Origin of the sequence: Bacillus cytotoxicus NVH 391-98 (assembly GCF_000017425.1) — a bacterium.
Classification (GTDB): Bacteria; Bacillota; Bacilli; order Bacillales; family Bacillaceae_G; genus Bacillus_A; species Bacillus_A cytotoxicus.
Genome location: NC_009674.1, coordinates 2,969,306 through 2,990,849 on the forward strand (window position 1 = coordinate 2,969,306; position 21,544 = coordinate 2,990,849).

At 35.3% G+C, this 21,544-nt stretch carries 29 protein-coding genes and 3 pseudogenes; 10 read left to right on the top strand and 22 right to left on the bottom strand.

From position 1 onward, the window contains the following. Positions 1 to 87 precede the first annotated feature (87 nt). The 4 genes and pseudogenes from BCER98_RS14665 to BCER98_RS21305 all read left to right on the top strand — a co-directional run bounded on the left by BCER98_RS14665 (position 88) and on the right by BCER98_RS21305 (position 1,658). Positions 88 to 663 carry a TetR/AcrR family transcriptional regulator gene (locus BCER98_RS14665; protein WP_012095363.1) on the top strand — a complete coding sequence of 192 codons (576 nt, stop codon included), beginning with the start codon at positions 88 to 90 and terminating at the stop codon, positions 661 to 663. 69 nt (positions 664 to 732) lie between these two features. Further along, positions 733 to 1,068: a DMT family transporter gene (locus BCER98_RS14670; protein WP_012095364.1), complete on the top strand. Its 336-nt coding sequence runs from the start codon at positions 733 to 735 to the stop codon at positions 1,066 to 1,068. A gap of 1 nt (position 1,069) precedes the next feature. After that, on the top strand, positions 1,070 to 1,384 hold the full coding sequence (locus BCER98_RS14675) for a DMT family transporter (RefSeq protein ID WP_012095365.1): 315 nt from the start codon (positions 1,070 to 1,072) through the stop codon (positions 1,382 to 1,384). 15 nt (positions 1,385 to 1,399) lie between these two features. Then, a pseudogene (locus tag BCER98_RS21305) lies at positions 1,400 to 1,658 on the top strand (DUF3975 family protein). Between the two features lie 473 nt (positions 1,659 to 2,131). On the opposite strand, the gene BCER98_RS14680 reads toward BCER98_RS21305, so the two are convergent. The 9 genes from BCER98_RS14680 to gcvT form a co-directional block, all read right to left on the bottom strand. Then, positions 2,132 to 2,764: an ABC-2 transporter permease gene (locus BCER98_RS14680; RefSeq protein WP_012095366.1), complete on the bottom strand. Its 633-nt coding sequence runs from the start codon at positions 2,762 to 2,764 to the stop codon at positions 2,132 to 2,134. 12 nt (positions 2,765 to 2,776) lie between these two features. Continuing rightward, positions 2,777 to 3,442: an ABC-2 transporter permease gene (locus BCER98_RS14685; protein ID WP_012095367.1), complete on the bottom strand. Its 666-nt coding sequence runs from the start codon at positions 3,440 to 3,442 to the stop codon at positions 2,777 to 2,779. Next, a complete protein-coding gene (locus tag BCER98_RS14690) occupies positions 3,423 to 4,295 on the bottom strand; it encodes an ABC transporter ATP-binding protein (protein ID WP_012095368.1) in 873 nt (290 codons plus the stop codon). The genes BCER98_RS14685 and BCER98_RS14690 overlap by 20 nt, the downstream gene beginning before the upstream one ends. Before the next feature lie 4 nt (positions 4,296 to 4,299). Then, entirely contained in the window at positions 4,300 to 4,674 is a 375-nt protein-coding gene (locus tag BCER98_RS14695) for a GntR family transcriptional regulator (protein WP_012095369.1), read from the bottom strand. 115 nt (positions 4,675 to 4,789) lie between these two features. Beyond that, complete coding sequence (locus BCER98_RS14700; RefSeq protein WP_012095370.1) at positions 4,790 to 4,981, bottom strand: hypothetical protein; 192 nt, start codon at positions 4,979 to 4,981, stop codon at positions 4,790 to 4,792. Positions 4,982 to 5,057: 76 nt separating this feature from the next. Beyond that, positions 5,058 to 5,276: a DUF3929 family protein gene (locus BCER98_RS14705; RefSeq protein ID WP_041810008.1), complete on the bottom strand. Its 219-nt coding sequence runs from the start codon at positions 5,274 to 5,276 to the stop codon at positions 5,058 to 5,060. Between the two features lie 259 nt (positions 5,277 to 5,535). Beyond that, entirely contained in the window at positions 5,536 to 7,011 is a 1,476-nt protein-coding gene (gene gcvPB, locus BCER98_RS14710; protein WP_012095372.1) for an aminomethyl-transferring glycine dehydrogenase subunit 2, read from the bottom strand. Then, positions 7,008 to 8,351 (bottom strand): aminomethyl-transferring glycine dehydrogenase subunit GcvPA, encoded by a 1,344-nt coding sequence (gcvPA, locus tag BCER98_RS14715; protein WP_012095373.1) that lies wholly within the window; start codon positions 8,349 to 8,351, stop codon positions 7,008 to 7,010. The genes gcvPB and gcvPA overlap by 4 nt, the downstream gene beginning before the upstream one ends. A gap of 20 nt (positions 8,352 to 8,371) precedes the next feature. Next, on the bottom strand, positions 8,372 to 9,472 hold the full coding sequence (gene gcvT / locus BCER98_RS14720) for a glycine cleavage system aminomethyltransferase GcvT (RefSeq protein ID WP_012095374.1): 1,101 nt from the start codon (positions 9,470 to 9,472) through the stop codon (positions 8,372 to 8,374). 352 nt (positions 9,473 to 9,824) lie between these two features. On the opposite strand from gcvT, the gene BCER98_RS14725 reads away from it, so the two are divergent. Then, the gene (locus BCER98_RS14725; protein WP_012095375.1) at positions 9,825 to 11,507 is read left to right on the top strand and encodes a DEAD/DEAH box helicase; all 1,683 of its coding nucleotides are present in this window, start codon (positions 9,825 to 9,827) and stop codon (positions 11,505 to 11,507) included. Continuing rightward, complete coding sequence (locus BCER98_RS14730) at positions 11,494 to 12,288, top strand: YqhG family protein (protein ID WP_012095376.1); 795 nt, start codon at positions 11,494 to 11,496, stop codon at positions 12,286 to 12,288. The genes BCER98_RS14725 and BCER98_RS14730 overlap by 14 nt, the downstream gene beginning before the upstream one ends. 33 nt (positions 12,289 to 12,321) lie before the next feature. On the opposite strand, the gene BCER98_RS22615 is transcribed toward BCER98_RS14730, so the two are convergent. Together BCER98_RS22615 and BCER98_RS14735 are read right to left on the bottom strand one after the other, a co-directional pair. Next, a complete protein-coding gene (locus BCER98_RS22615; RefSeq protein ID WP_012095377.1) occupies positions 12,322 to 12,468 on the bottom strand; it encodes a hypothetical protein in 147 nt (48 codons plus the stop codon). An 89-nt stretch (positions 12,469 to 12,557) separates the two neighbouring features. Beyond that, positions 12,558 to 12,785, bottom strand: coding sequence for a hypothetical protein (locus tag BCER98_RS14735; RefSeq protein ID WP_012095378.1), 228 nt, complete (start codon positions 12,783 to 12,785; stop codon positions 12,558 to 12,560). Between the two features lie 318 nt (positions 12,786 to 13,103). Between BCER98_RS14735 and BCER98_RS14740 the strand changes: the two genes are divergently transcribed. Continuing rightward, the gene (locus tag BCER98_RS14740; protein ID WP_012095379.1) at positions 13,104 to 13,733 is read left to right on the top strand and encodes a VC0807 family protein; all 630 of its coding nucleotides are present in this window, start codon (positions 13,104 to 13,106) and stop codon (positions 13,731 to 13,733) included. A 145-nt stretch (positions 13,734 to 13,878) separates the two neighbouring features. Here BCER98_RS14740 and BCER98_RS14745 read toward each other — a convergent pair whose 3' ends face one another. The 9 genes and pseudogenes from BCER98_RS14745 to BCER98_RS14780 all read right to left on the bottom strand — a co-directional run. Next, positions 13,879 to 14,079, bottom strand: a complete 201-nt coding sequence (locus BCER98_RS14745) for a YqzE family protein (RefSeq protein WP_012095380.1) — start codon at positions 14,077 to 14,079, stop codon at positions 13,879 to 13,881. 38 nt (positions 14,080 to 14,117) lie between these two features. Next, positions 14,118 to 14,615, bottom strand: coding sequence for a shikimate kinase (locus BCER98_RS14750; RefSeq protein ID WP_012095381.1), 498 nt, complete (start codon positions 14,613 to 14,615; stop codon positions 14,118 to 14,120). 399 nt (positions 14,616 to 15,014) lie between these two features. Beyond that, positions 15,015 to 15,389, bottom strand: a complete 375-nt coding sequence (comGG, locus tag BCER98_RS14755) for a competence type IV pilus minor pilin ComGG (RefSeq protein ID WP_012095382.1) — start codon at positions 15,387 to 15,389, stop codon at positions 15,015 to 15,017. After that, positions 15,386 to 15,856 carry a competence type IV pilus minor pilin ComGF gene (gene comGF, locus BCER98_RS14760; protein WP_041810544.1) on the bottom strand — a complete coding sequence of 157 codons (471 nt, stop codon included), beginning with the start codon at positions 15,854 to 15,856 and terminating at the stop codon, positions 15,386 to 15,388. Before comGF ends, comGG begins: the two co-directional genes overlap by 4 nt. After that, positions 15,835 to 16,152: a type II secretion system protein gene (locus tag BCER98_RS23200; RefSeq protein WP_235436438.1), complete on the bottom strand. Its 318-nt coding sequence runs from the start codon at positions 16,150 to 16,152 to the stop codon at positions 15,835 to 15,837. Before BCER98_RS23200 ends, comGF begins: the two co-directional genes overlap by 22 nt. Further along, positions 16,130 to 16,576 (bottom strand): annotated as a pseudogene (comGD, locus tag BCER98_RS14765) (competence type IV pilus minor pilin ComGD); the annotation flags it as partial. The pseudogene comGD and the gene BCER98_RS23200, both read right to left, overlap by 23 nt. Then, the gene (gene comGC, locus BCER98_RS14770) at positions 16,573 to 16,872 is read right to left on the bottom strand and encodes a competence type IV pilus major pilin ComGC (protein ID WP_012095385.1); all 300 of its coding nucleotides are present in this window, start codon (positions 16,870 to 16,872) and stop codon (positions 16,573 to 16,575) included. The pseudogene comGD and the gene comGC, both read right to left, overlap by 4 nt. Positions 16,873 to 16,884: 12 nt before the next feature. After that, entirely contained in the window at positions 16,885 to 17,925 is a 1,041-nt protein-coding gene (gene comGB / locus BCER98_RS14775) for a competence type IV pilus assembly protein ComGB (RefSeq protein WP_041810011.1), read from the bottom strand. Beyond that, a pseudogene (locus BCER98_RS14780) lies at positions 17,912 to 18,529 on the bottom strand (ATPase, T2SS/T4P/T4SS family); the annotation flags it as partial. The gene comGB and the pseudogene BCER98_RS14780, both read right to left, overlap by 14 nt. A 59-nt stretch (positions 18,530 to 18,588) precedes the next feature. On the opposite strand from BCER98_RS14780, the gene BCER98_RS22620 reads away from it, so the two are divergent. The 3 genes from BCER98_RS22620 (at position 18,589) to BCER98_RS14790 (ending at position 20,193) form a co-directional block, all read left to right on the top strand. Further along, entirely contained in the window at positions 18,589 to 18,753 is a 165-nt protein-coding gene (locus tag BCER98_RS22620; protein WP_164468640.1) for a hypothetical protein, read from the top strand. Between the two features lie 116 nt (positions 18,754 to 18,869). Beyond that, complete coding sequence (locus tag BCER98_RS14785) at positions 18,870 to 19,442, top strand: DUF4352 domain-containing protein (RefSeq protein WP_012095388.1); 573 nt, start codon at positions 18,870 to 18,872, stop codon at positions 19,440 to 19,442. A 310-nt stretch (positions 19,443 to 19,752) separates the two neighbouring features. Beyond that, a complete protein-coding gene (locus BCER98_RS14790; RefSeq protein ID WP_012095389.1) occupies positions 19,753 to 20,193 on the top strand; it encodes a hypothetical protein in 441 nt (146 codons plus the stop codon). A 74-nt stretch (positions 20,194 to 20,267) separates the two neighbouring features. Here BCER98_RS14790 and BCER98_RS14795 read toward each other — a convergent pair whose 3' ends face one another. Together BCER98_RS14795 and BCER98_RS14800 are read right to left on the bottom strand one after the other, a co-directional pair. Next, positions 20,268 to 21,089: a GH25 family lysozyme gene (locus tag BCER98_RS14795; RefSeq protein WP_012095390.1), complete on the bottom strand. Its 822-nt coding sequence runs from the start codon at positions 21,087 to 21,089 to the stop codon at positions 20,268 to 20,270. Beyond that, positions 21,089 to 21,529 carry a phage holin family protein gene (locus tag BCER98_RS14800; RefSeq protein ID WP_012095391.1) on the bottom strand — a complete coding sequence of 147 codons (441 nt, stop codon included), beginning with the start codon at positions 21,527 to 21,529 and terminating at the stop codon, positions 21,089 to 21,091. The genes BCER98_RS14795 and BCER98_RS14800 overlap by 1 nt, the downstream gene beginning before the upstream one ends. Positions 21,530 to 21,544 lie beyond the last annotated feature (15 nt).

Sequence of the window (21,544 nt, forward strand, 5' to 3'; positions counted from 1 at the left end):
GAGTACTCTTTTTCTCATTCGGCGCATTGACTTTCAAACGATTCTCTTATACAATTAAACTAACGAACGGTAGGTAGGGGATGAAAAATGACAGCAAACTGTATTAAAGCTGTGGCACTTTCTCATTTCGCACGCTACGGCTATGAAGGAACCTCATTAGCAAATATCGCACAAGAGGTCGGAATTAAAAAACCATCAATTTATGCACATTTTAAAGGGAAGGAAGAGCTCTATTTCATCTGTTTAGAAGAAGCTTTACAAAAAGACTTACAATGCTTTACAGATGATATAGAATCCCTTTCAGAATCTCCCACTGAAACATTGCTTATAAATCTTCTAAAAGGTTACGCAAAACGTTTCGGTGAAAGTGAAGAATCCATGTTTTGGCTGCGAACTTCTTATTTTCCACCTGATGCATTTCGCGAACAAATTATCGAAAAAGCAAATGCTCACATTGAAAAAATTAGAGAAATTTTATTCCCGATATTCAAACGGGCAAATGAACAAGGTGAATTGCATAACATTGAAATAAAGGACGCTTTAGAAGCTTATTTATGCTTACTAGATGGCCTTATGGTCGAACTATTATATGCTGGTTTCAATCGCTTTGAGACCCGTTTAAAAGCCTCATGGAGTGTATTTTGGCGCGGTCTTTCAAAATGACGGATTGCTTTTCGCAATGCGTCATTTTTCAGCCCTTTACCTAACGACTGGTAGGAAGGAGGATTATATGTGGCTTGGATTTATGTCATTTTAGCTGGTATCATTGAAATTTTTTGGGTGATTGGACTAAAACATGCGGAGGCACCACTAGAATGGATTGGTGTTGTTCTTATCATTGCAATGAGTTTTATCCTGTTATTTAAAGCTTATAAAGATTTACCTGTTGGAACCGTCTACGCTGTGTTTACCGGAATTGGCGCTGGCGGTATCGTTCTCACAGAGATTTTCATCTTCGGTGAACCTGTTTCCATTGTAAAAATTTTATTTATCGCTTTAATCTTCGTTGGCGTAATCGGCTTAAAACAAGTAACAGGTGAAGAAAAAAAAGAGAAGGAGGTAGCATAAAATGGCGTGGGTATTTTTAATTCTTGCTGGTATTTGTGAAGTTACTGGTGTATTGTTTATGAAAATAGCTACGAAGAAGAAAGGCTGGTTCCCAAAACTTATTTTAATCGCCAACTTTGGCATAAGCTTCTTCTTTTTATCGCTTGCTATGAACGTTTTACCGATGGGAACAGCTTATGCAATTTGGACAGGAATAGGAACAGCGGGAAGCGCACTCTTAGGTATCCTCATTTTCCACGAATCAGCCGATTGGCGCCGCCTTGTCTTTTTAAGCTGCATTGTATGCGGTGCAATTGGCTTAAAATTATTGAGCTAATGTAAGATGACAGTCATGTGGAAAGAAAAAGGGAAACAAATTAGAACAATATTCATTCTTAAGTATCGCCATTTTACTACAAATCAGCTTTCATATCATTGAATGGCTATTTCATAAAGTGATTGCAATTCTTACGTTTTTTCCAGACATGACTCTTAAAGTGATATCCATCGTGTGTTCGATTGTTGCATCCATCCTTATCATAATCATTTGGAGTATCGCTAAACTTTGGAACAATTTATTTAAAAAGGACAGCTCTTCTAAACAGAAGTAACTGTTCTTTTTTATTATTATGATTCGATTTCTTATTATAATCGGATGCGCTCAAGTGAAATTTTAATCAGTGGATGGTTCTTCATCCCTCTTCGTTTCTCTCCGAATCTTGAGGCGGGCGTCTTACTGCTCTAAAATAGCAGGATACAACATACTATTCCAACAATGACACCACTAATATCAATTTCCTATCGCTATTTCCTTTTTAGCTTTTATCGCTCTATCATATCTCTTTTTCTTTTGGACATACTATACAAAAAGGAGCTGATTATATGCAAAATTCCGTACATAAACATATTCTATTTTTATTTTTTCTATTTCTTTTTCTTATTATTTTTTTCAGCTTTCTATTACACACTCCGAATGAAACATCGAATAACGTTTTTGTTTATAAACTGCTGCTTTCCTATTGTCATTACTGAAAAAAGGTGTCTGCAAGTAAGACACCTTTCTTCGCTTTAAACGGACTACACTCTAAAATTCCCTTTGTTTAAATATGATAATTGAAACAAACATTGAAATGAAATAGCTCATCCATGCCACTATACTTAAAATACTTATGACTAGCATCACATTGGAAGATTGAAAAAACATTAACATAAGCCTTTCCTCAGCAAATACATTACACATGAATCCTTGTAAACCAAATATAGGAAAAAGTATAACGATTCCAAAAATAGTGAACATTTGTTTATTCCCGCTATATTTCATAGGAAGAATCATGGCAGCATAAAGAATAGAAAAGAAACCCGCTATCAATAATGCATACCACGGAATATTGATATGATCTCTGAATAGTAGTACAGGTACTATTAACAAAACACATGTAATTATGAAACCGGCCATAATAAAAAATGCTGTCGATATATATTTAGCAATGACAATTTCCTTCCGCGTACAAGGTAAACTTACTAATATTTTTTCTGTACTATTTTTCTCTTCAGTTACTATAGAAAATAAAATCATGAACAGACAAGTAGCAAAACAAACAGTCGCTAACTGATACGGTTCAATAGACTGTTTTAGCATTCCATAAAAAGGAAAAATAAAGCAGATTAGAAAAATTGTTCTCTGTAAAAAAATATCCTTCAAAATTAACTGTTGCATACACATTCCTCCCTATATGTCACGCGTTTCATACATTCGAATGGTTATAAACATAGATGTGATATATATACTAGCTAATACAATTCCTCCTAGAATAATCATTCCAATATGTGCCGGAGCCATAATCCAATTACTGAATGATGATCCTTGATTCCATCTGTCAGTCATAAACATCCCAATTAAAATACCGATTCCCGTCGTTATTCCCGTACAAATTCCACGTACTACTTTTGACCCAACTCCATAATAACTAGGAAGTAATGTCACAATAAAAATAACTGAAAATAATAAGCCTCTTGCCACTATATACCATGGAATTTCAATATATAAACTAGGATGATATATACCAATATCTCCAATTCCAGCGATACTTCTTACAAGAAAAACAGCCAACATGGTTGCAATCATTCCACCAATAACAAATATTGCACTGGAAATATATCTGGCAATAACAATTTCCTTCCGGCTTACTGGTAAACTGTTTAACATTACGCCGCTTTTATTTCTTTCATCGATTGCTATTAATACCGTAGAGGAAGTAGCTGTTATAAGTAAGCAACTTGCTGGAAACAGTTTTTCTCCATCCGGATTCAACCCAAAAAATATGAATGGCACAATAACATAAACTAGCCAAACTACTCGAAAAAAGAATAAATCTTTATATATGAGTTGACGCATAAACACCGCTCCCCTTCGCCGTATACACAACAATATCATCCAAAGTTGGCTTTTCAAATATAACCTCTTGACCAAACCAATCAATCACCGCTTGTTTATCCCTCGCCAATCCTTCGAAACCAAATTTATTTTTCCGTAACCCGATGAAAAGTTCTTTTCCTTCTGGATCTAGTAAATCATTACTTCCTTTTACGATGACATAACTTTCTAATATTTCATCTTTCTCTCCCGTAAAAGCAATTTCACCATCGTTGATAAATGTAATGTAATCCGCAATACGCTCTAAATCGGTTGTAATATGTGTTGAGAATAGAACAGATATTTCTTCTTCCATCACAATTTCTTGGAGCATATCAAGTAGTTCACTGCGTACAACTGGATCTAACCCTGATGTTGGTTCATCCATAATAATCAGCTCTGCATGATGTGATAGCGCCATCGCAATTGCAAACTTCATTTTCATCCCTTTTGATAACTGCTTAATCTTTTTATTTTTTGGAACTTGTAATCGCTCCATATAGGATTGGTACTTCTCTTCATCCCATTTTTTATATAGTGGTGCGATAATTCGCTTCATTTGTTCACATGTTATATCTTCATAATAGTGATTTTCATCATATACAAAACCTATATTTTGCTTAATTTCTTTTTCAGCTTTTTTATTGTCCTTGCCGAAGATTTTTATATCACCACCATCTCTTCTAACTAAATTCATAATCATTTTAATAGTTGTACTTTTCCCAGCACCATTTGGTCCGATAAACCCCATAATATATCCGCGCGGCAATGTAAAGCTTACATTTTTCACTGCAAATCCTTGATAATTTTTACATACATCTTTTAACTCTAACATCTTTTTATTCCCCCTTATATAAACAAGCAATCATCTGCTCTAGTTCTTCGAATGAAAGCTGAAGAAGCTTGCTCTCATTTACAACTTCCTCCACTTTACTCTCCAATAAACGCAAACGTTGCTCCCGAATCAGCTCGCTATTTTTCTCTGATACATAAGTTCCTTTTCCTGCAACTGTTTCAATATACCCTTCTTTTTCAAGTTCTTCATAAGCACGTTTCGTCGTAATCACACTAATTTGCAATTCTTTTGCTAAACTACGAATTGATGGTAATTGTTCTCCTCCCTTTAGACCTCCATTTAAAATAAGCTGCCGCAATTGCTTACTAATTTGTTCATAAATCGGATCTGGGGAAGAATTTGAAATAATAATATTCATATTTCCCTCCATTGTGTATATACTGTGCATACTCTACATGTACAGTATATACATAATTTTATATTTTAGCAAGAAAAAAAGACCAACAATTTCCTGTTGGTCTTTTGTATATGTATCACTTTTCAAAGCGATCTAACATTTCATCTCTCATCCCAAAACTAACAACCGCAATTCCAACATACATAAAAATTAGAAATGCCGGATGTACCGTATTATACCAGCTACTATCAACAATTAAATAAATTGTCAACGCTACAACAAGCACAAACGCCACAATAAACATATAAAAGTGTCTTGTACTACCCATGATAAACTCCTCTCTTCTCGCTTCACCATTCAACAGTATATTTTAACGAATAATTCAATATGACTCAAGGTTAACTTTACTGTATGTAATCCAACTCAATCTTTACAATATCATTACAAGCGATTGAAATGATTGTACCTTTTTGATCGATTGCCGTTACTTCCTTATGATCCATCACACGATGTGCCACACGCTCTAGCATTTTCACATCATCTCGATAACAAAATTCTTTTATATCTTTAATCGTTTCTCCATTTTCTAAATAATATACCATTCGATAACACCTATAGCCCATCATTCCACCCACCTTGTTCGTTTTTTCACATATACATAAAAATGACTTATTTGCACGTTTAAGTTTCATGAATTTCAATAAAATTCTAACAAAAATAAACAAATTTATCAAACTGACTTTTTCACCAAAAACATGTAAAAAACGCCCGTTTTACTACATCGCAATACAAAAAAGATACATTTTCAACATTCTTTTTATATAATCTAGATCATTACTCTAAAAAAAAAGAACTCGCATATAACGAGTTCTCTTCATATCATCAAACTTGTACAGGAGTTGGCTTTTGATAGCGTAATATCGGCTTACGAGCAGCCATCGTTTCGTCCAAACGTGTAATCACTGTTGTATGCGGTGCTTCTTGTACAATCTCTGGATTCTCTTTTGCTTCTTTGGCAATTTGAATCATTTTATCAATGAAACCATCTAACGTTTCTTTTGATTCAGTTTCAGTTGGCTCAATCATAATACATTCTTCCACATTTAACGGGAAGTAAATTGTTGGTGGATGGTAACCAAAATCAAGCAAACGTTTTGCGATATCAAGTGTACGTACACCAAGTTTCTTTTGACAACGTCCTGACAATACAAATTCATGTTTGCAATGTCTATCAAATGGAAGATCGTAGTATGGTGCTAATCTTCTCATCATATAGTTTGCATTTAATACTGCGTTTTCCGTTACTGCACGCAATCCATCTGGCCCCATAGAACGGATATACGTATACGCACGAACGTTAATACCAAAGTTTCCATAGAATGGCTTCACGCGGCCAATTGCTTGCGGACGATCATAATTGAAGTGATATCCATTCTCTGTTTTCTCTAAAATTGGTTTTGGTAGAAATGGAATTAAATCTTCTTTTACACCTACTGGACCAGAACCTGGCCCACCTCCTCCGTGAGGACCTGTAAATGTTTTATGAAGGTTTAAATGCACCACATCAAATCCCATATCTCCCGGACGTGCTTGACTTAATACCGCATTTAAGTTCGCACCATCATAATATAATTTACCACCTGCATTATGAACGATCTCTGCCATTTCTAAAATGTTTTCTTCAAATAAACCAAGTGTATTTGGATTTGTTAACATAAGCGCCGCTGTTTCTTCATTCACAACGCGTTTTAAATCTTCTAAGTCAACAAGTCCATGTTCATTTGATTTTACGGTAATTGTTTCAAAGCCTGCTACTGTTGCAGATGCTGGATTTGTTCCATGCGCTGAGTCTGGGACAATAACTTTTGTACGATTATGGTCACCATTTGCTTCATGGTATGCACGAATTAACATTAATCCTGTCCATTCTCCATGTGCACCAGCTGCTGGTTGAAGTGTTACAGCATCCATACCAGTAATTTCAACTAAATGCTCTTGTAAATCGTACATTAATTCCATTGCCCCTTGCACGGTCTTTTCATCTTGAAGCGGATGAATATTTGCAAAGCCTGGGAAACGTGCCACGTTTTCATTGATTTTTGGATTGTATTTCATCGTACAAGACCCAAGCGGATAAAATCCAGAGTCAACGCCGTGGTTACGGTTTGAAAGCGCTGTGTAATGACGCATAATATCCAGTTCAGATACTTCTGGAAGTTCTGCATCTTCTGCTCGAATATAATTGCTCTCAAACACATCTTCTAATTTTACTTCCTCTACATCCAATTGGGGTAAGCTATATCCTACGCGCCCTTCTTTACTCATTTCAAAAATAAGTGCTTGGTCTTGGTTCTTCATTGGATAGCCCCCATTTCGTTTACAAGTGTGTCAATTTCTGCTTTTGTCCGAAGCTCTGTTACTGCTACAAGCATATGATTTACTAATTTTTCATCATCGCGACCTAAATCATAACCACCGATTATACCCTTTTGCAATAAAGTGTCGTTTATTTCTTTTACCGGGCGCTTGCAATCCACAACAAATTCATTGAAGAACGGCCCAGTAAATACTACTTTGAAACCTTTTTCTTCAAATTGGCGTTTAGCATATTGTGCTTTAGAAATGTTTTGACGTGCCATTTCCTTTACACCTCGTTTTCCAAGTGCAGTCATTGCCACTGATGCAGCTAATGCATTTAACGCTTGGTTAGAGCAAATATTAGATGTCGCTTTATCACGACGGATATGCTGTTCACGAGCTTGCAATGTTAATACAAAACCACGTTTACCCTCTGTATCTACAGTTTGTCCGACAAGACGTCCTGGAATTTTACGCATAAATGCTTTCGTTGTTGCGAAGTAACCGCAATGCGGTCCACCAAATTGTGTTGGAATGCCAAATGGCTGTGCATCACCGATTACAATATCAGCTCCAAATTTCCCTGGAGGTGTTAATACCCCTAATGATAGTGGGTTTGAAGATACAATAAATAATGCTTTTTGCTCATGGACAATCTTTTCAATATCAGCTAACTTTTCAATTTGTCCAAAGAAGTTTGGATATTGAACGATTACACAAGCCACAGTATCATCCATTTCACTTTGTAATCCGTCTAAATTTGTTACACCATCTTTATGATCAATTTCAACTACTTCAAGATGTTGTCCTTTTGCATATGTTTCTAGTACTGCTCTTGATTCTGGATGAACTGCTTTAGAAACAAGAATTTTCTTTTTACGAGTATGGCCTGCTGCTAACATGGCAGCTTCTGCTAACGCTGTACCTCCGTCATACATAGAGGAGTTTGCTACATCCATTCCCGTTAATTCACAAATCATTGTTTGGAATTCAAAAATTGCCTGTAATTCCCCTTGTGAAATCTCTGGTTGATATGGTGTATACGCTGTATAAAATTCTGAACGGGAAAGAACATGATCCACAATTACGGGTGCATAATGGTCATATACACCTGCTCCTAGGAAAGAAGCGTATTCTTTTAAGTTAGCATTTTTACGAGCAAGTCCAGATAGCTCTTTTAAAAGCTCTGGTTCTGACTTTGCTTGTTTAATTTTTAAATCCCCTTTAAAACGAACACTTTCTGGAATATCAGAAAATAATTCATCAATGGTTTGAACACCGATCGTTTCTAACATTTCTTTTTTGTCTTCTTCTGTCATTGGAAGATAACGATGCAACATGAAATCTACCCCTCTCCAGGTTACTTTGAACGTTTATAAAATGGTGTTGGAACAACTACTGCTTTCACGCGTTTTTTTCGAATTTCAATTTCTACTTCTGTATCAATTGCTGCATATTTTACATCAATTAATGCCAAACCGATGCTTTTTTTTAACGTTGGAGATTGTGTACCACTTGTTACTTCCCCAATTTTTTCTTCTCCTACATACACAGGGTAATGCGTACGCGGAATACCGCGTTCAATTACTTCGATGCCAACTAATTTACGAGGTGCACCGTTTTCTTTATATTCTTTTAATACTTCTTTTCCAAAGAAATCTGCCTCTTTATTCGTTTTGACAGCAAAGCCAATTCCAGCTTCAATCGGTGTAATATCTTTTGATAATTCTTGGCCATAAAGCGGAAGCGTTGCTTCAAAGCGAAGCGTATCACGAGCTCCTAAACCACATGGCTTTAAGCTGTCTTCTTCTCCAACTTCAAGAAGTTTCTCCCAAATTTTTATAGCATCTTCACTCTTACAGTAAATTTCAAATCCATCTTCTCCTGTATACCCTGTGCGAGATACAAGTGCTGGAATGCCATCTACAAGAACATCATTTTTAAATTTAAAGAACTTAATTTCTTTTAAATCTTCTGACACAACTTTTTGTAAAATGCCTTCTGCTTTTGGTCCTTGAATTGCAAGTTGTGCAATTTCATTAGAAACATTGACCACTTTCGTATCGCCAATGACATGACTTGCTAACCATTCGTAATCTTTCTCGATATTCGATGCATTGATTACTAATAAGTAGTCTTCTTCACCACGTTTGTAGATTAATAAATCATCTACAGTACCACCATTTTCGTAACACATTGCTGTATATTGCGCGCCTCCTACCTTTAAGGTAGAGACGTCATTTGTAACAACGCGTTGTAAAAATGCTAAACTATCTGCACCTGTTACTTCTACTTCTCCCATGTGAGATACATCAAAAAGGCCTGCTGCTGTACGAACAGCTTCATGCTCTTCTTTAATGCTTGAAAATTGAACTGGTAATTCCCAACCACCAAAGTCGATTGTTTTCCCACCATACTTCGCATATACATCAAATAGCGGTGTACGTTGTAATGTAATCATGTTCCTTCCCCCTTATGCTGTCTATGACAAATCAATAAAAGTTGGCTTCCCTTATCTAAACATTTTTTATTTTGAAAAGATGGGATATACGGAATCTCAATATGTTTTTTTATGAAAGCGTAAATAAAAAAGTACTTTCTTGGATAAAATACGAAAGATTCCACACATTTCACACCATTATCCTAACATTTTTCGATCTATTTCATCAATATTCTAGCATAAAAAATAATTTAGAATTTTTCATCCTCATTATTTATAAATGCATCTTTACCTCAAAATAATAGAATTTAGTATGTAAAGGTAAAAAGTGCAGCAAAAAATGTTTCAATTTATAGAAGGTGGGAGAGTTTTCATGAATGTCAATATTTCCGTAGATCGAGCATGGCAAAATGACTTTTTAAAGAGAATCGATGAAGACGGTCCATGGACGAATTGGAATTTATATGATTTAGCCTATAAAACAGAACAATCGCTACTTGTTCCTACATTTGATGGTCTACAAGCACCAAAGCATTTACCGCATTTCACTCCGCTTCCTCATCAATTAGAAGTCGCGCAAACGGTGCTTGAACAAATGAACGGGAAAGCGATACTAGCAGATGAGGTAGGACTCGGAAAAACAATTGAAGCCGGGCTTATTTTAAAAGAATATATGGTACGTGGTCTTGTGAAAAAAGTACTTATTCTTGTGCCAGCTTCCCTTGTTTCTCAATGGTCATACGAACTCAATACAAAATTTTTTATCCCTGCAGTCGCTCAAAGAAAAAGTTACGCGTGGGAACAAGCAGATGTTATTGTGTCATCCATTGATACAGCGAAGCGCTCTCCGCATCGTGATATTATTTTAAATTTAGAATACGATCTCATCATTATTGATGAAGCACATAAACTCAAAAATAATAAAACAAAAAACTATGAATTTGCACAACGTTTAAAGAAGAAATTTTGCTTATTACTAACGGCGACACCTGTGCAAAATAAGATTGAGGAAATCTTTAATCTCGTTTCTTTATTAAAACCAGGTCATTTAGGGAATCAGTCTAACTTTGAAGAATATTATGCTTCAAAAAACCGCTCACCAGAGTCAGATAAAGACTTAAAAGCACTCATTAATAAAGTAATGGTACGAAATCGAAGAAATAGCACGGGAATTGATTGGCCGAAAAGACATGTCCAAACTATTTTTGTTAACTTTAATGAGGAGGAGAAAGCTCTATATCACGCGATTGAAAATTGGAAAGGCCAAGATGCTTTTTCTTCTGCATTCTCCTCTTTAACCTTAAAACGAGAAGCATGTAGCAGCCGGGAAGCTGTTTACTATTCATTAAAAAAATATGTAGAAAAAAGAAAAAAAGAGAACGCAAATTACATACCAGACCCATACATTGATGTTCTAATGGAGAAAATTAATCATATTTCATTTAACTCAAAAGCAAATCAAACATTAGAACTTATAAAAAAAATTAATGATAAAGTCGTTATCTTTACAGAATATAGAGCCTCTCAAATGTACTTGCAATGGTTCTTAAAACAACATGGTATTTCTTCTGTCCCATTTCGCGGTGGATTTAAACGCGGCAAAAAAGATTGGATGAAAGAATTATTCCAGCAGCACGCACAAGTGCTCATCGCTACTGAAGCAGGTGGCGAGGGAATCAACTTACAGTTTTGTAATCATATGATTAACTACGACTTGCCCTGGAATCCAATGCGACTTGAACAGCGCATCGGACGTATTCACCGACTTGGGCAAAAAAATGATGTTCATATTTACAATTTAGCTACGAAACATACAGTTGAAGAACATATTTTGAAGCTATTATATGAAAAAATCAATTTATTTGAGCGCGTCATTGGTGAGCTCGACGAAATTTTAACAAGAATCAATATGCAAAATATCGATGCGCATATTGAAGAAATTTTTGCAGAATCAAAAAGCGAAGGTGAGATTCGGATTAAAATGGAAAATTTAACATCTATCATTGATTTTGCAAAGCGCAATGAAGCTGAGGTGCAAGACTATGCAGCAACATGAAATTCATCATTACTTATGGAACTTTTTTAAAGCAAATGATTGTGAAATTTTGCAGCGCTCACCGCATCGATTGGATGTTCAGTTAACCATTGAAATGGATAAACGCTTAATGAATCGTCCTTTTTATTGGCATTATCTTGAGAAAACAGGTGGCATACCAAATCCGATGCAACTCTCTCTTATTACAGATCCAAATCATGCTGAAGAAGAAGGTGAACTCATTCACTATGGTTCACCTCGTCTGCACCAAATTTTCCAAACAACAAAAGAACTTGGATCGTATATTCGCTTGTTTGAAGATACAAAAGGGAGCGGTACAGCACATACCCCCCTCCACCCATGGCTTGGTGTAAACGTAAAAGTATGTTACCAATGTGATCGTAAAAAAGATATGCTGCACTCAATCGGCATTCACCTGATTTCAGGAGCGATGGTGAAAAATTTTCACGAGACATTAACAAAGATTTCTTTAACACCAAAAATACCTGATTTTTGTTTTACACTTACACCAATTATTAAGCCGCAAAGCGGATTACAACGCATAGAAGATACATTAAAAAATATGATTGAAACTGATGATCATACGTGGGCAAAAGAAGCCCGTATTCGTTGGAATCATGATTTAGAACTTCTAAACCGCTTTTACGAAGAAAGCGAGGAGCTACCCGAAAGCTACGAAATTGAAAAACAAGCATTAAAGGAGCAATACGAGCCTCGCATTACAATGCAAATCATTAATGGTGGTCTCTTTTATGTCACAGCGAACCATTTTCTTTCATAGAGAAAAGCCCCTTCATGTAAGAAGGAGCTTTTCTTATATTTTTCCATTATATTTCCTACCATCATTATGCTCTTGCTGCTGCTTCTCTGTCATACGCTTTTGATATGCTCGATCTTTTGCACTTACATGATTTGCATCTGTCGGAAGATTCTTTTTTGAACGCCCTACTCCATTGCTCATCTCTTTCACCTCTTATATTTTTTACTTCATTTTATTGTCAGCTAGTATCGCTCTCCTTATACAAAAATAAGAGAAGCATTTCACTTCTCTTATTCCTTCACATATTTCTGAAACATATCATGCAATCCTTGATTTACAAGGTGAGAGATTTGCTCGTCAGATTTGTCTGGATAACGATCACGTAACCTAATAGATGCTTTCACCATTAAATTTTCTAATACCGAACGGCCACCTTCTCCGTAAATAATTTCAGCATATTCTACAAGCCTTCCGTCCTCTAATGTTGCTGGATTATGATTAAAGAAAAATTTACTCATTGTCTCCACCCTCCTTTTGATAACGTTTATATTTATATAAATTATTTATGTTATTTTTTTCACAATATTGTATGCATGTATAGATGATTCGTTTCATTATAAGATAACATATCAATAAGAATAGCATAGATTTTCGTCAATTTTGTGAACAACCCGAAGGAATGAAAGCGTTTTAATTATTATACAACAAAAAAATCCCCTACGCTAGATACAATCTTTTCATCAATTGCAAATAAGCCCTCTTATTTCTTTTGTTAATCTTATACAATATTCAAACATTCTATTGTAAAATATAGGTACAAATCAAGGAGGGCAAAAATGAATCAAAATAAAAAAGCTATATACGACATTGTTTTTTATCTCGTCTTTCCTTTTCTTATTTGGAAATTCGCAAAAGCACATATTGACCCCTACTATGCAATGCTAATTTCTTCTGTACCAGGTATTCTGTATACACTGTACACGTTCAAAAAAGAAAGGCAGTTCAATATTACAGGTTTCTTTATTCTCATCACCCTTATCGCGAATACAACTGTAGATTTATTATCCGGTTCCGCTGAGAAAATGCTTTGGAATGACGCCTATTATCATATCGTACTTGGGTGCATTGTGATTTGCACAATTTTTATAAAGAAGCCACTTATGTTATATTTTGCAGCTGATATTGCCGCGCTGCAAGGACATGATCGTGACAAAAGTCGTGCTCTGTATCGCAATAAGCGCATCTATCCTGCCTTGCAATATTTAACATTATTTTTTGGCCTCCAATTCATTTTGAAAAGCTTTTTAAAAATCTATTTCATTTCTGTTTTCGGCGTAGATGGATATGGTGAAATGAGAGCAATTATGACTGCTGTCGGTTGGGGAATCTCTATATGTATCGGTATCGGATTTGTATGGGTAAACAATAAAATACACACAGTCACTGAGGAACACGGGTCAATGTAAAATATAAAAATCCCCCGGCATGTGTCATGCTGGGGGATTTTTATAGGTATAAATCTGTCGAATTAATGACAAGTATATACTCGTCGAGAAAGATTGTACTATACCATTTACCACAATTACTAGCGGTAAATGATTCCAATTGTGATTAGCTTAATTTTTTTCTTTTCTTTTTAACATTTTGATAAAGCAAAGCGGCACTAAGTGGCATCATACCGAACCATCTGTTTAAAAACGGCGCTTTTTCTGCACGGCGCTGCTCTTTCTTCTGTTTTCGATCCTCTTTTGGATCATCCATATAAGATACAAATTGTTGCGTTACAAAACGCACATAATCATTAGTAGACATGTTTTTATCACCTCTACTTGAATAGTGTACCCACTTTTTCATGAATTAATCCGACGAAGAATTTCTTCCGTAACCTCTTGTATACTTTTATTTGTCGTATCAATCTGTATCACTGCCTCTTCATAAAAAGCACGACGTTCTTCAAACTTCGCTACAAAAGCTTCGACATTCTCCTTTTGAAATAGCGGGCGCGTTATATCTTCATGCAGCCGATCTGCAATTACATAAGGATCACAATATAAATATACAACTGTTCCATTCTCTTTCATCCACTCGCGATTCTCTATGCGCTCAACAATACCACCGCCTGTTGTAATAATTACATCCTTCGTTGGTAATGAGCAAAGCATCTCACTTTCATATTGCCGAAATGAACGCTCTCCTTCTTTTGCAAAAATATCACGAATCACTCGCCCTTGCTTCTCTTCAATTTTCTGATCTGTATCTATGACGTCAATACCAAGCTCTTTACTTAATGCCTTGCCAATTGTCGTTTTACCTGCTCCCATATACCCCGTTATATAAATAGCTCTCATGTTCATATCCTCTTTTCTATTCAATCGTGCCCAAAGTTTTATTTGTATTATAACGAAAGATTCTGCTTGTGATATAGATTTCTGATCTAAAATAACGGAAAATTGTAATTCCATACAAACATAAATTCCTCAATATCACTCTCATATTCCTCCATTTGAATCATCAAATTTTACAGTAGATAATCCAAAATGAAAAACATTTTGTTCTATGATGATGGCAATAGAACAAAACGTACTATAGACAGATCGATTTTTCCTGAAAGGTAGGCGCTGACTATGAAAGAAAAAGTGAGATTCCATTTTCTTCTGCCACTTCTATACACGGTCAGCCCCTTTCCTTCCTCTAAAAAATGACAACTCTCTGCTAAGGTTTGATTTTATCCTCTACAGTCCACTGCTTCATTGCTCATCTAACCAATTGATAATCTTTTTCGTAACAGTATCATATTGAAAACTCGCTTTGTATAAGCGTCCTGCCTTAACGATACACTGTAATTCCACAAAAACAACGTCTTTTTCAAAGACATATCGTCCTCTTGCTTCTCCTTTTTCATAAACAAACAAAAAAGTATCATGCATCTCATTATTCTGTAAATCTGCCTTCACATCTGAAATCACTTGATCAACCATTTCTTCCAATGCAAAATTTTGCTCTGCTTCTATATAAAATTTTTTATCAGATAAAAGCATATTCGTTTCATAAATAAAAAATGACATAAGTAAGAAAAGAAGAATGAGCGTTCCAGGCATAACAAAACCAGCTTGCTTTCTCATACCGCTATCTCAATTGTATCATAACGTATTGCCACGCCATGATATACCTTTCCAGTTATATCTTGCACCCGTATCGATAACAAATGAGGAGTTAATTCATAAGCAATAGAGTCTACCTTTTGTAATATAATTTCTCTTCCTCTCCCGTTTACTTTTCGAACAATGTTATGATCGAGATTCTCATACGTGATGACGTCTCCATTTTCTAACTGAAACCGCAGAACTCGCGCCGCTTCCTCCAATACTATAACCTTTCCTCGCTGCACTTCACGAAATTCCAATTGTACTTGTCCCATAAATACATCCCATTCCCAATCATTTAATTCTTTTGCATATGCTTTTTCCATAAATAGACTATGAAAACGAGGTACTAATAGAAAAAAAAGAGAGAGGAAGAATAAACATATAAGCATTTCTAATAATGTAAAACCCTTCTCTCCCTTTTTTATTTTTGAATATGACGACATTGCTCCATCCTTCTTTGTTTCACATCCCTCCAGCTCGTACATACTTCTTCTCCTTTCCAATGCACGTTATACAATGTATCATCTATCTTTTCTTCCTTTGTTCGCCTGTCTTGATTTTGATATACATATAATGCAGCTTCCCTCTTTAACAGTAGTTGCGCTTTATAACGAAGATATATGTTTTTTCTCTCTTGCATGATCAGTAATGTTTGGGGAAGTAATACTGATATTGCCATCATTAACAAACTTAATGCTACGAGCATTTCGAGCATAATTGATCCTCTTTGGCACTTCACGATACGTAAATCTCCCTCTCCCTAGCTGGAATACAATTTCATAAGTATACTCTCGATAAGAAAGTAAGATTGTACCACCTCGATTAATATTTCCTCTTGCATTATAGGTCATAGGATTTGGAAAAGTATGCAAATTAATTTTTAAGTTTTTATCATACTCACGAGTAATCAGAAATGTATCTTTTCCTGATTCACCAATTGCATATACATGTTTATCCTGAAACCAACGCAATGTATAATGACTGTGATGACTGATCGCTAATTGCTGCATATACAAAATATCTTGTGAAAGCTGTTTTAAAAATTGTTCTACCTTTTGTTTTTCATACAGTGGTGTGACATTAAAATATGCGACAACACTTAATATCGAAATCATAAATAGAACGAGAAGCATTTCTAAAAGCGTAAATCCACTTTGCTTCACGACTTACTAACAATTACCTTTCCATCATTTGAAATACTGATTACTTCCCCTTTTGGACAAGTAGTGGAAGTAATATACTCTTCTTTCACTAATTCATCTATAGTAGGTATTTTATTATTCTGTAATTGGTATGCTTGTACTTGAGCTTCCACTGATTTCACATAGGCATCGCAGCCCTTCCCTTGTACCGCGGAACGTTGCTGAATTACGTTTGGGATAATTAAAAGCAACAATACAGCGATCACAACCATAACTAATAACATTTCTAGCAAAGTAAAGCCTTTTTCCTCCTTCATACAAATAACCTCCTATATAGAGTTCATCATTTGAAACATAGGCATAATCATCGCTAAATACATAAACACGACAATAATGCCGATACAGACAAATAACAGCGGCTGAATCACAACGAAAATACGATTCATTTTCCCTTCCATTTTTTCAATCATCAATTCACTATAGTCTCCTAATTCTGCTGCTAAATTTCCATTTTTTTGTCCATGTGCAATGACGTAAGATAGATCTGCTTCATAATATCCGCTCTTCATAATGATAGAATCTAATGGTTCTCCAGCCATTAATCGCTCCTCAATTCGAGCTGCTTCATATTGAAAAAACGGATGATGTCTTTGTTTACTCATGAGCGTTAAAGCTTCAAGTACCGATAATCCCCCTTGCAATAATCCACTCAGTTGAACAGAAAGATAATGAGAATGCGTAGAAATTAAAAATGTTTTACTAAGAGGAATCCGAAGTAAAATATTTACTCTTTGGACAGGAGGAAGTTTTCGAAGATAGAATACATATACACAAAATCCCACTAGTACTGTTAGAAAAAAGCCAGCTATTATATACGGAAGGGTTTGAATAAAGGAGATAATGGAATCTGTAAAAGAGGTGGTAGATGTACGTAAAGAACTGTATAGTATTTCAAATTGTGGGAGAAGGATAAAATGAAATACAGCAAGTATTCCAATTAAGAACACGGATAAAAAAATAGGATAACGAAGTACTTTTATCATCTCCTTTTGATGTTTATTTTTCCTCTGAAGCAGTAAACTTCCTTGTCGCAACGCAAACGAAATATCACCGTGCTTCTGTGCATAAAATAAATAACTCAATATATCTGGATGGAACATCAATTGATGAAAAGCATCATGTAAACTCTGCCCATTTTTCAACTCTTCTGTCATATGTTGTAGTTGTAAACGCTTCTGCGAAGATAATTGAAATTGTAAAAACTCTAACGCTTGTAAGAGCGAATAGCCTTTTTCCAATAAATCTCCTAACCTTTTTAAAAGCATAACTTGTTCATCTAATCGCCATTTTTTTCTATTAAACATAAACATCCTCTTCTAAAAATCCTAAAGCATAGCCTTTCTTTAATGAAGATTGTAATGTTTCATAGCGATACACCACACGTTCGCCATTCGCTTCGCGAATGGCTTTCTTCAATTCATGACCATATAGCAACTCATAAATGCTTGCTTGCCGTACTTGGCGTATCGATTTACATAATGGTGAACACTTCCCTTTACAAAACGGACATTTCAACTCTACAAGGCGCTGAGCGGCTACAGCTAATAACGACTGTTCAATTTCCTGTCTGCTAATTCCAAAATCCATCAAGCGCAATACAGCACCTTTCGCATCATTTGTATGCAGCGTTGTCATTACTAAATGACCTGTTAAACTTGCACGTACAGCCACTTTTGCTGTTTCTTCATCACGAATTTCCCCCACTAAAATAATATCTGGGTCATGCCGTAAAATTGCCTTTAAACCTGTCTCATACGTAATCCCTGCTTTTTCATTAATTTGAATTTGTAATAAACCGTTCTTTCTTTTCTCCACCGGATCTTCCAATGTAACAATCCGGCGTGTTTGACCTTTTTTGGCAACTTCTAATAACGCATACATTGTTGTTGTTTTTCCAGATCCAGTTGTTTTAGTAACATAAATACAACTCCGAATAAAAAGATAATCAAACCACGGATAGCGAGGGATACACAATGAAAACCAAAGAAGAAATGATAAAAGAAATAAAAGAATTTCAAAATGCGAAGGTTGGCTACAACCTTTACGATGATGAAGAGATTGTGGAGTGGTGCGTTAAATTGGTTCATGAAATCTTCATTCAAAAGAAGCATACGTATATACCAGATCTTGATAGATAATGAATAGAGTCTGCTGTATTGGTAGGCTCCTTCTATATATTCACAAATTCTTCTTATAATATATTCGCTTATTTGTTATACTGGATGACGTAATAATATTATGGAGGTATAACAGTATGGAAAAAAAGAAAAAAGCATTTTATAAGAAGTGGTGGTTCTGGGTAATCGTTGTGATTATAATAGCAGCCGCTGCTGGAGGTAGTGGGGACAAAGAAGAATCAAAAGCTACTTCTAACGAATCTAAACAAGAAGTTAAGAAAAATAATAGTAAAAATGACAAACCTAAAGAACTGTCCAAAGAAGGAGAATCTTCTAACGTTAAAATTTCAGTTGGTTCCGTTGAAACACTAGAGTCTGTAGGTAATCAATATGTAAATGAAAAAGCACAAGGTATATTTAAAGTTGTAGAACTATCTATCACTAATAATCAAAAAGATGCTATCACTATCGATGCTAATAGTTTTAAATTAGTAGATGATCAAGATCGTGAGTTCAAATACTCAACTCAAGCTCAAACATCATTTGATGTTGCTAACGGCGGGAAATCTGACTTCTTCTTGAAACAACTTAATCCTGGTTTAACACAAACAGGAAAAATAGTTTTTGATGTACCTAAAGATGCAAAAGGTTTGGTTTTAAAAGCACGTGGTGGAATGACTGGTAAAGAAATCAAATTAAAAGTTGAATAATAAAGATACTTACTATTAACGCTCTCTTCGGAGGGCTTTTTTTATTATTAATTCTTTTGTTTCCCAAAATATCTTTTTAAGTATAGGATATCTCATACCATTATTTAATTTTCGGTTTGAATCAAATTAAATCTGATTATTTTTAATATAAATTAATTACTTTGTGTGCATCTGACAATATTCGACAAAAATCTCCTATTTCTTTTGGTATTATAATATTACAAACTGGAACTACTTTAGAAAAAATACAAAAAGTTACAGGTTTTTTGTATTTTTAGCAAATATTAATCAAGTACGGGGGCTTTTAAAATTGAATATTGAATTACCATTCCGTTTTACCCGAAACACCATGTATAATTTTTTAGGTCGAGTAATCTCAGATGGACAACCAGTAGAACAAGAAATTACTCTTGATTTTACAAATTTAGATTACATTGAGCCTGTAGCTATAACTATCCTTAGTAACACATTACAATGGCTAGACAAAAATGATATTGTAACTAGATTTAGACTACCGAATCAAAGTCAAATAGGATCCCATAGGAACTGTCCCATTAAATACTTAGATGATTCCATGTTTTTTAAAGAGTATCTTGGTACACCTCTCACTCCCGCAGCGAAAATTCGTCCAACAACAAGACCATTAGAACTAATTAACTATAGTAAAAGTCATTTTTGGATAGAACAAAACAAATCAATTCAACTATTAAACATCGTTTTCAATTCGAAACATCTCAAAAAAAAGAGGTAATAATGGCTTAGGACAATAAAAAGCCATAAAAAAGAAGCCGCCCAACAGGACGGCTCTTATTTTTGTTAATCAAACTATTCTTGTGTATAGACGTAATCAATACCTTTAGCATCTAACCACGCTGTTGCTCGATCTAGTTCATTCCCTTGGCGGTATGCTGTTTCAAATCTAACTAACCCTTGTTTATCTCCATAAGAGATGATACGAGATTCATAACCAAGAGCATCCATCATCCCTAACATTTCCGGCACTAATGCTGTACCAAATTCATACGATACGACTTTATTAAATTTATCCACTTTAATCCCCACTCCTTCTTGTTTTTCAACAGTTTGATTTGTAAACCAAGCCAGCGATTTATTTCCGATTAATTTATTTAAATCGCATTTACCAATACCAGGCACGTGCCCTGTCTCTGTGTATTGCCAAATATCGCACTCATATGCAGGTTTGTTACCGCCATAACGAGGAATCCAAACAAAGTCAGATTTTACATTTGCCATACCAAACGGAGCATACATATGATGACCAACGTATAAACCAACTTTCTGAGCACCTAATCGGCGTAGTTCATCAATAAATGCTTGTGTGCCCGCTCTCATATCATTCATTGTTTTCACTTCAACATCCGCAACCCATACTGTCGCGCTCTTATCTCCACGGTTCCAGAAGTCACGCGCTTCTATTCTTGCATCATTTTCAGAAACGAAACGACAGAATGCATAGTTACCAAAAGGAATACCATGTTGCTTCATGGCTTGTACATATCCTTTATACAATGGATCTACATAATTTGAACCATCTTGTACACGAGCGATGATGAAATCAATGTATTGCTTTGCTATAGGCCAGTTAATGTCACCATTCCATTTTGAAATATCTACAATGTGTCCCATTACTCAACATCTCCTTTTTTATTATCATATTCAGAGCTTGTCTTATTGCTCTTATTACTTAAAATTTCAACTGCATTTGTTAATGCTTGTGGAAGGGGAATCCCCATTCGTCCAGCATTTTCTAAAAGTGATAATAGCTCGTTTCCAATAAAGAAAAAGATTGTTGCTTCACGGATAGCACTATTGCTACCAAATGTAGAATCTAATTGAGCTGCCACTCCAACCAAAAGAAAAAGAACCACTTTTTTAGCGATGCCTTTGAAACCAACTTTGCTTTTTAATTGCCCGTTATACCCTGCTGCGATTACTCCTGTGAGGTAATCAATAGCTGCCATAATCACTAAAACTTTCAATGTTGTATCCCATCCTCCTAAGAAATAACCGCAAAAGCCACCAAAAGTAGCAATAAATGTTTTTAGTAATACATCGATACGCTCCATCTTTTCACTCCTTTA

What these genes read in the sequence shown, in the direction of transcription:
- BCER98_RS14750 (WP_012095381.1), bottom strand. Translation starts at nt 14,615, where the DNA reads ATGAGAGCTATTTATATAACGGGGTATATGGGAGCAGGTAAAACGACA.
- gcvPA (WP_012095373.1), bottom strand. Translation starts at nt 8,351, where the DNA reads ATGTTGCATCGTTATCTTCCAATGACAGAAGAAGACAAAAAAGAAATG.
- BCER98_RS14665 (WP_012095363.1), top strand. Translation starts at nt 88, where the DNA reads ATGACAGCAAACTGTATTAAAGCTGTGGCACTTTCTCATTTCGCACGC.
- BCER98_RS14730 (WP_012095376.1), top strand. Translation starts at nt 11,494, where the DNA reads ATGCAGCAACATGAAATTCATCATTACTTATGGAACTTTTTTAAAGCA.
- gcvPB (WP_012095372.1), bottom strand. Translation starts at nt 7,011, where the DNA reads ATGAAGAACCAAGACCAAGCACTTATTTTTGAAATGAGTAAAGAAGGG.
- BCER98_RS14695 (WP_012095369.1), bottom strand. Translation starts at nt 4,674, where the DNA reads ATGAATATTATTATTTCAAATTCTTCCCCAGATCCGATTTATGAACAA.
- BCER98_RS14800 (WP_012095391.1), bottom strand. Translation starts at nt 21,529, where the DNA reads ATGGAGCGTATCGATGTATTACTAAAAACATTTATTGCTACTTTTGGT.
- BCER98_RS14795 (WP_012095390.1), bottom strand. Translation starts at nt 21,089, where the DNA reads ATGGGACACATTGTAGATATTTCAAAATGGAATGGTGACATTAACTGG.
- BCER98_RS14745 (WP_012095380.1), bottom strand. Translation starts at nt 14,079, where the DNA reads ATGTCTACTAATGATTATGTGCGTTTTGTAACGCAACAATTTGTATCT.
- comGC (WP_012095385.1), bottom strand. Translation starts at nt 16,872, where the DNA reads ATGAAGGAGGAAAAAGGCTTTACTTTGCTAGAAATGTTATTAGTTATG.
- BCER98_RS14675 (WP_012095365.1), top strand. Translation starts at nt 1,070, where the DNA reads ATGGCGTGGGTATTTTTAATTCTTGCTGGTATTTGTGAAGTTACTGGT.
- BCER98_RS14725 (WP_012095375.1), top strand. Translation starts at nt 9,825, where the DNA reads ATGAATGTCAATATTTCCGTAGATCGAGCATGGCAAAATGACTTTTTA.
- gcvT (WP_012095374.1), bottom strand. Translation starts at nt 9,472, where the DNA reads ATGATTACATTACAACGTACACCGCTATTTGATGTATATGCGAAGTAT.
- comGB (WP_041810011.1), bottom strand. Translation starts at nt 17,925, where the DNA reads ATGTTTATGTTTAATAGAAAAAAATGGCGATTAGATGAACAAGTTATG.
- BCER98_RS22615 (WP_012095377.1), bottom strand. Translation starts at nt 12,468, where the DNA reads ATGAGCAATGGAGTAGGGCGTTCAAAAAAGAATCTTCCGACAGATGCA.
- BCER98_RS14685 (WP_012095367.1), bottom strand. Translation starts at nt 3,442, where the DNA reads ATGCGTCAACTCATATATAAAGATTTATTCTTTTTTCGAGTAGTTTGG.
- BCER98_RS14700 (WP_012095370.1), bottom strand. Translation starts at nt 4,981, where the DNA reads ATGGGTAGTACAAGACACTTTTATATGTTTATTGTGGCGTTTGTGCTT.
- BCER98_RS14690 (WP_012095368.1), bottom strand. Translation starts at nt 4,295, where the DNA reads ATGTTAGAGTTAAAAGATGTATGTAAAAATTATCAAGGATTTGCAGTG.
- BCER98_RS14680 (WP_012095366.1), bottom strand. Translation starts at nt 2,764, where the DNA reads ATGCAACAGTTAATTTTGAAGGATATTTTTTTACAGAGAACAATTTTT.
- BCER98_RS14740 (WP_012095379.1), top strand. Translation starts at nt 13,104, where the DNA reads ATGAATCAAAATAAAAAAGCTATATACGACATTGTTTTTTATCTCGTC.
- comGF (WP_041810544.1), bottom strand. Translation starts at nt 15,856, where the DNA reads ATGTCGTCATATTCAAAAATAAAAAAGGGAGAGAAGGGTTTTACATTA.
- comGG (WP_012095382.1), bottom strand. Translation starts at nt 15,389, where the DNA reads ATGAGAAAGCAAGCTGGTTTTGTTATGCCTGGAACGCTCATTCTTCTT.
- BCER98_RS22620 (WP_164468640.1), top strand. Translation starts at nt 18,589, where the DNA reads ATGAAAACCAAAGAAGAAATGATAAAAGAAATAAAAGAATTTCAAAAT.
- BCER98_RS14735 (WP_012095378.1), bottom strand. Translation starts at nt 12,785, where the DNA reads ATGAGTAAATTTTTCTTTAATCATAATCCAGCAACATTAGAGGACGGA.
- BCER98_RS14785 (WP_012095388.1), top strand. Translation starts at nt 18,870, where the DNA reads ATGGAAAAAAAGAAAAAAGCATTTTATAAGAAGTGGTGGTTCTGGGTA.
- BCER98_RS14705 (WP_041810008.1), bottom strand. Translation starts at nt 5,276, where the DNA reads ATGGGCTATAGGTGTTATCGAATGGTATATTATTTAGAAAATGGAGAA.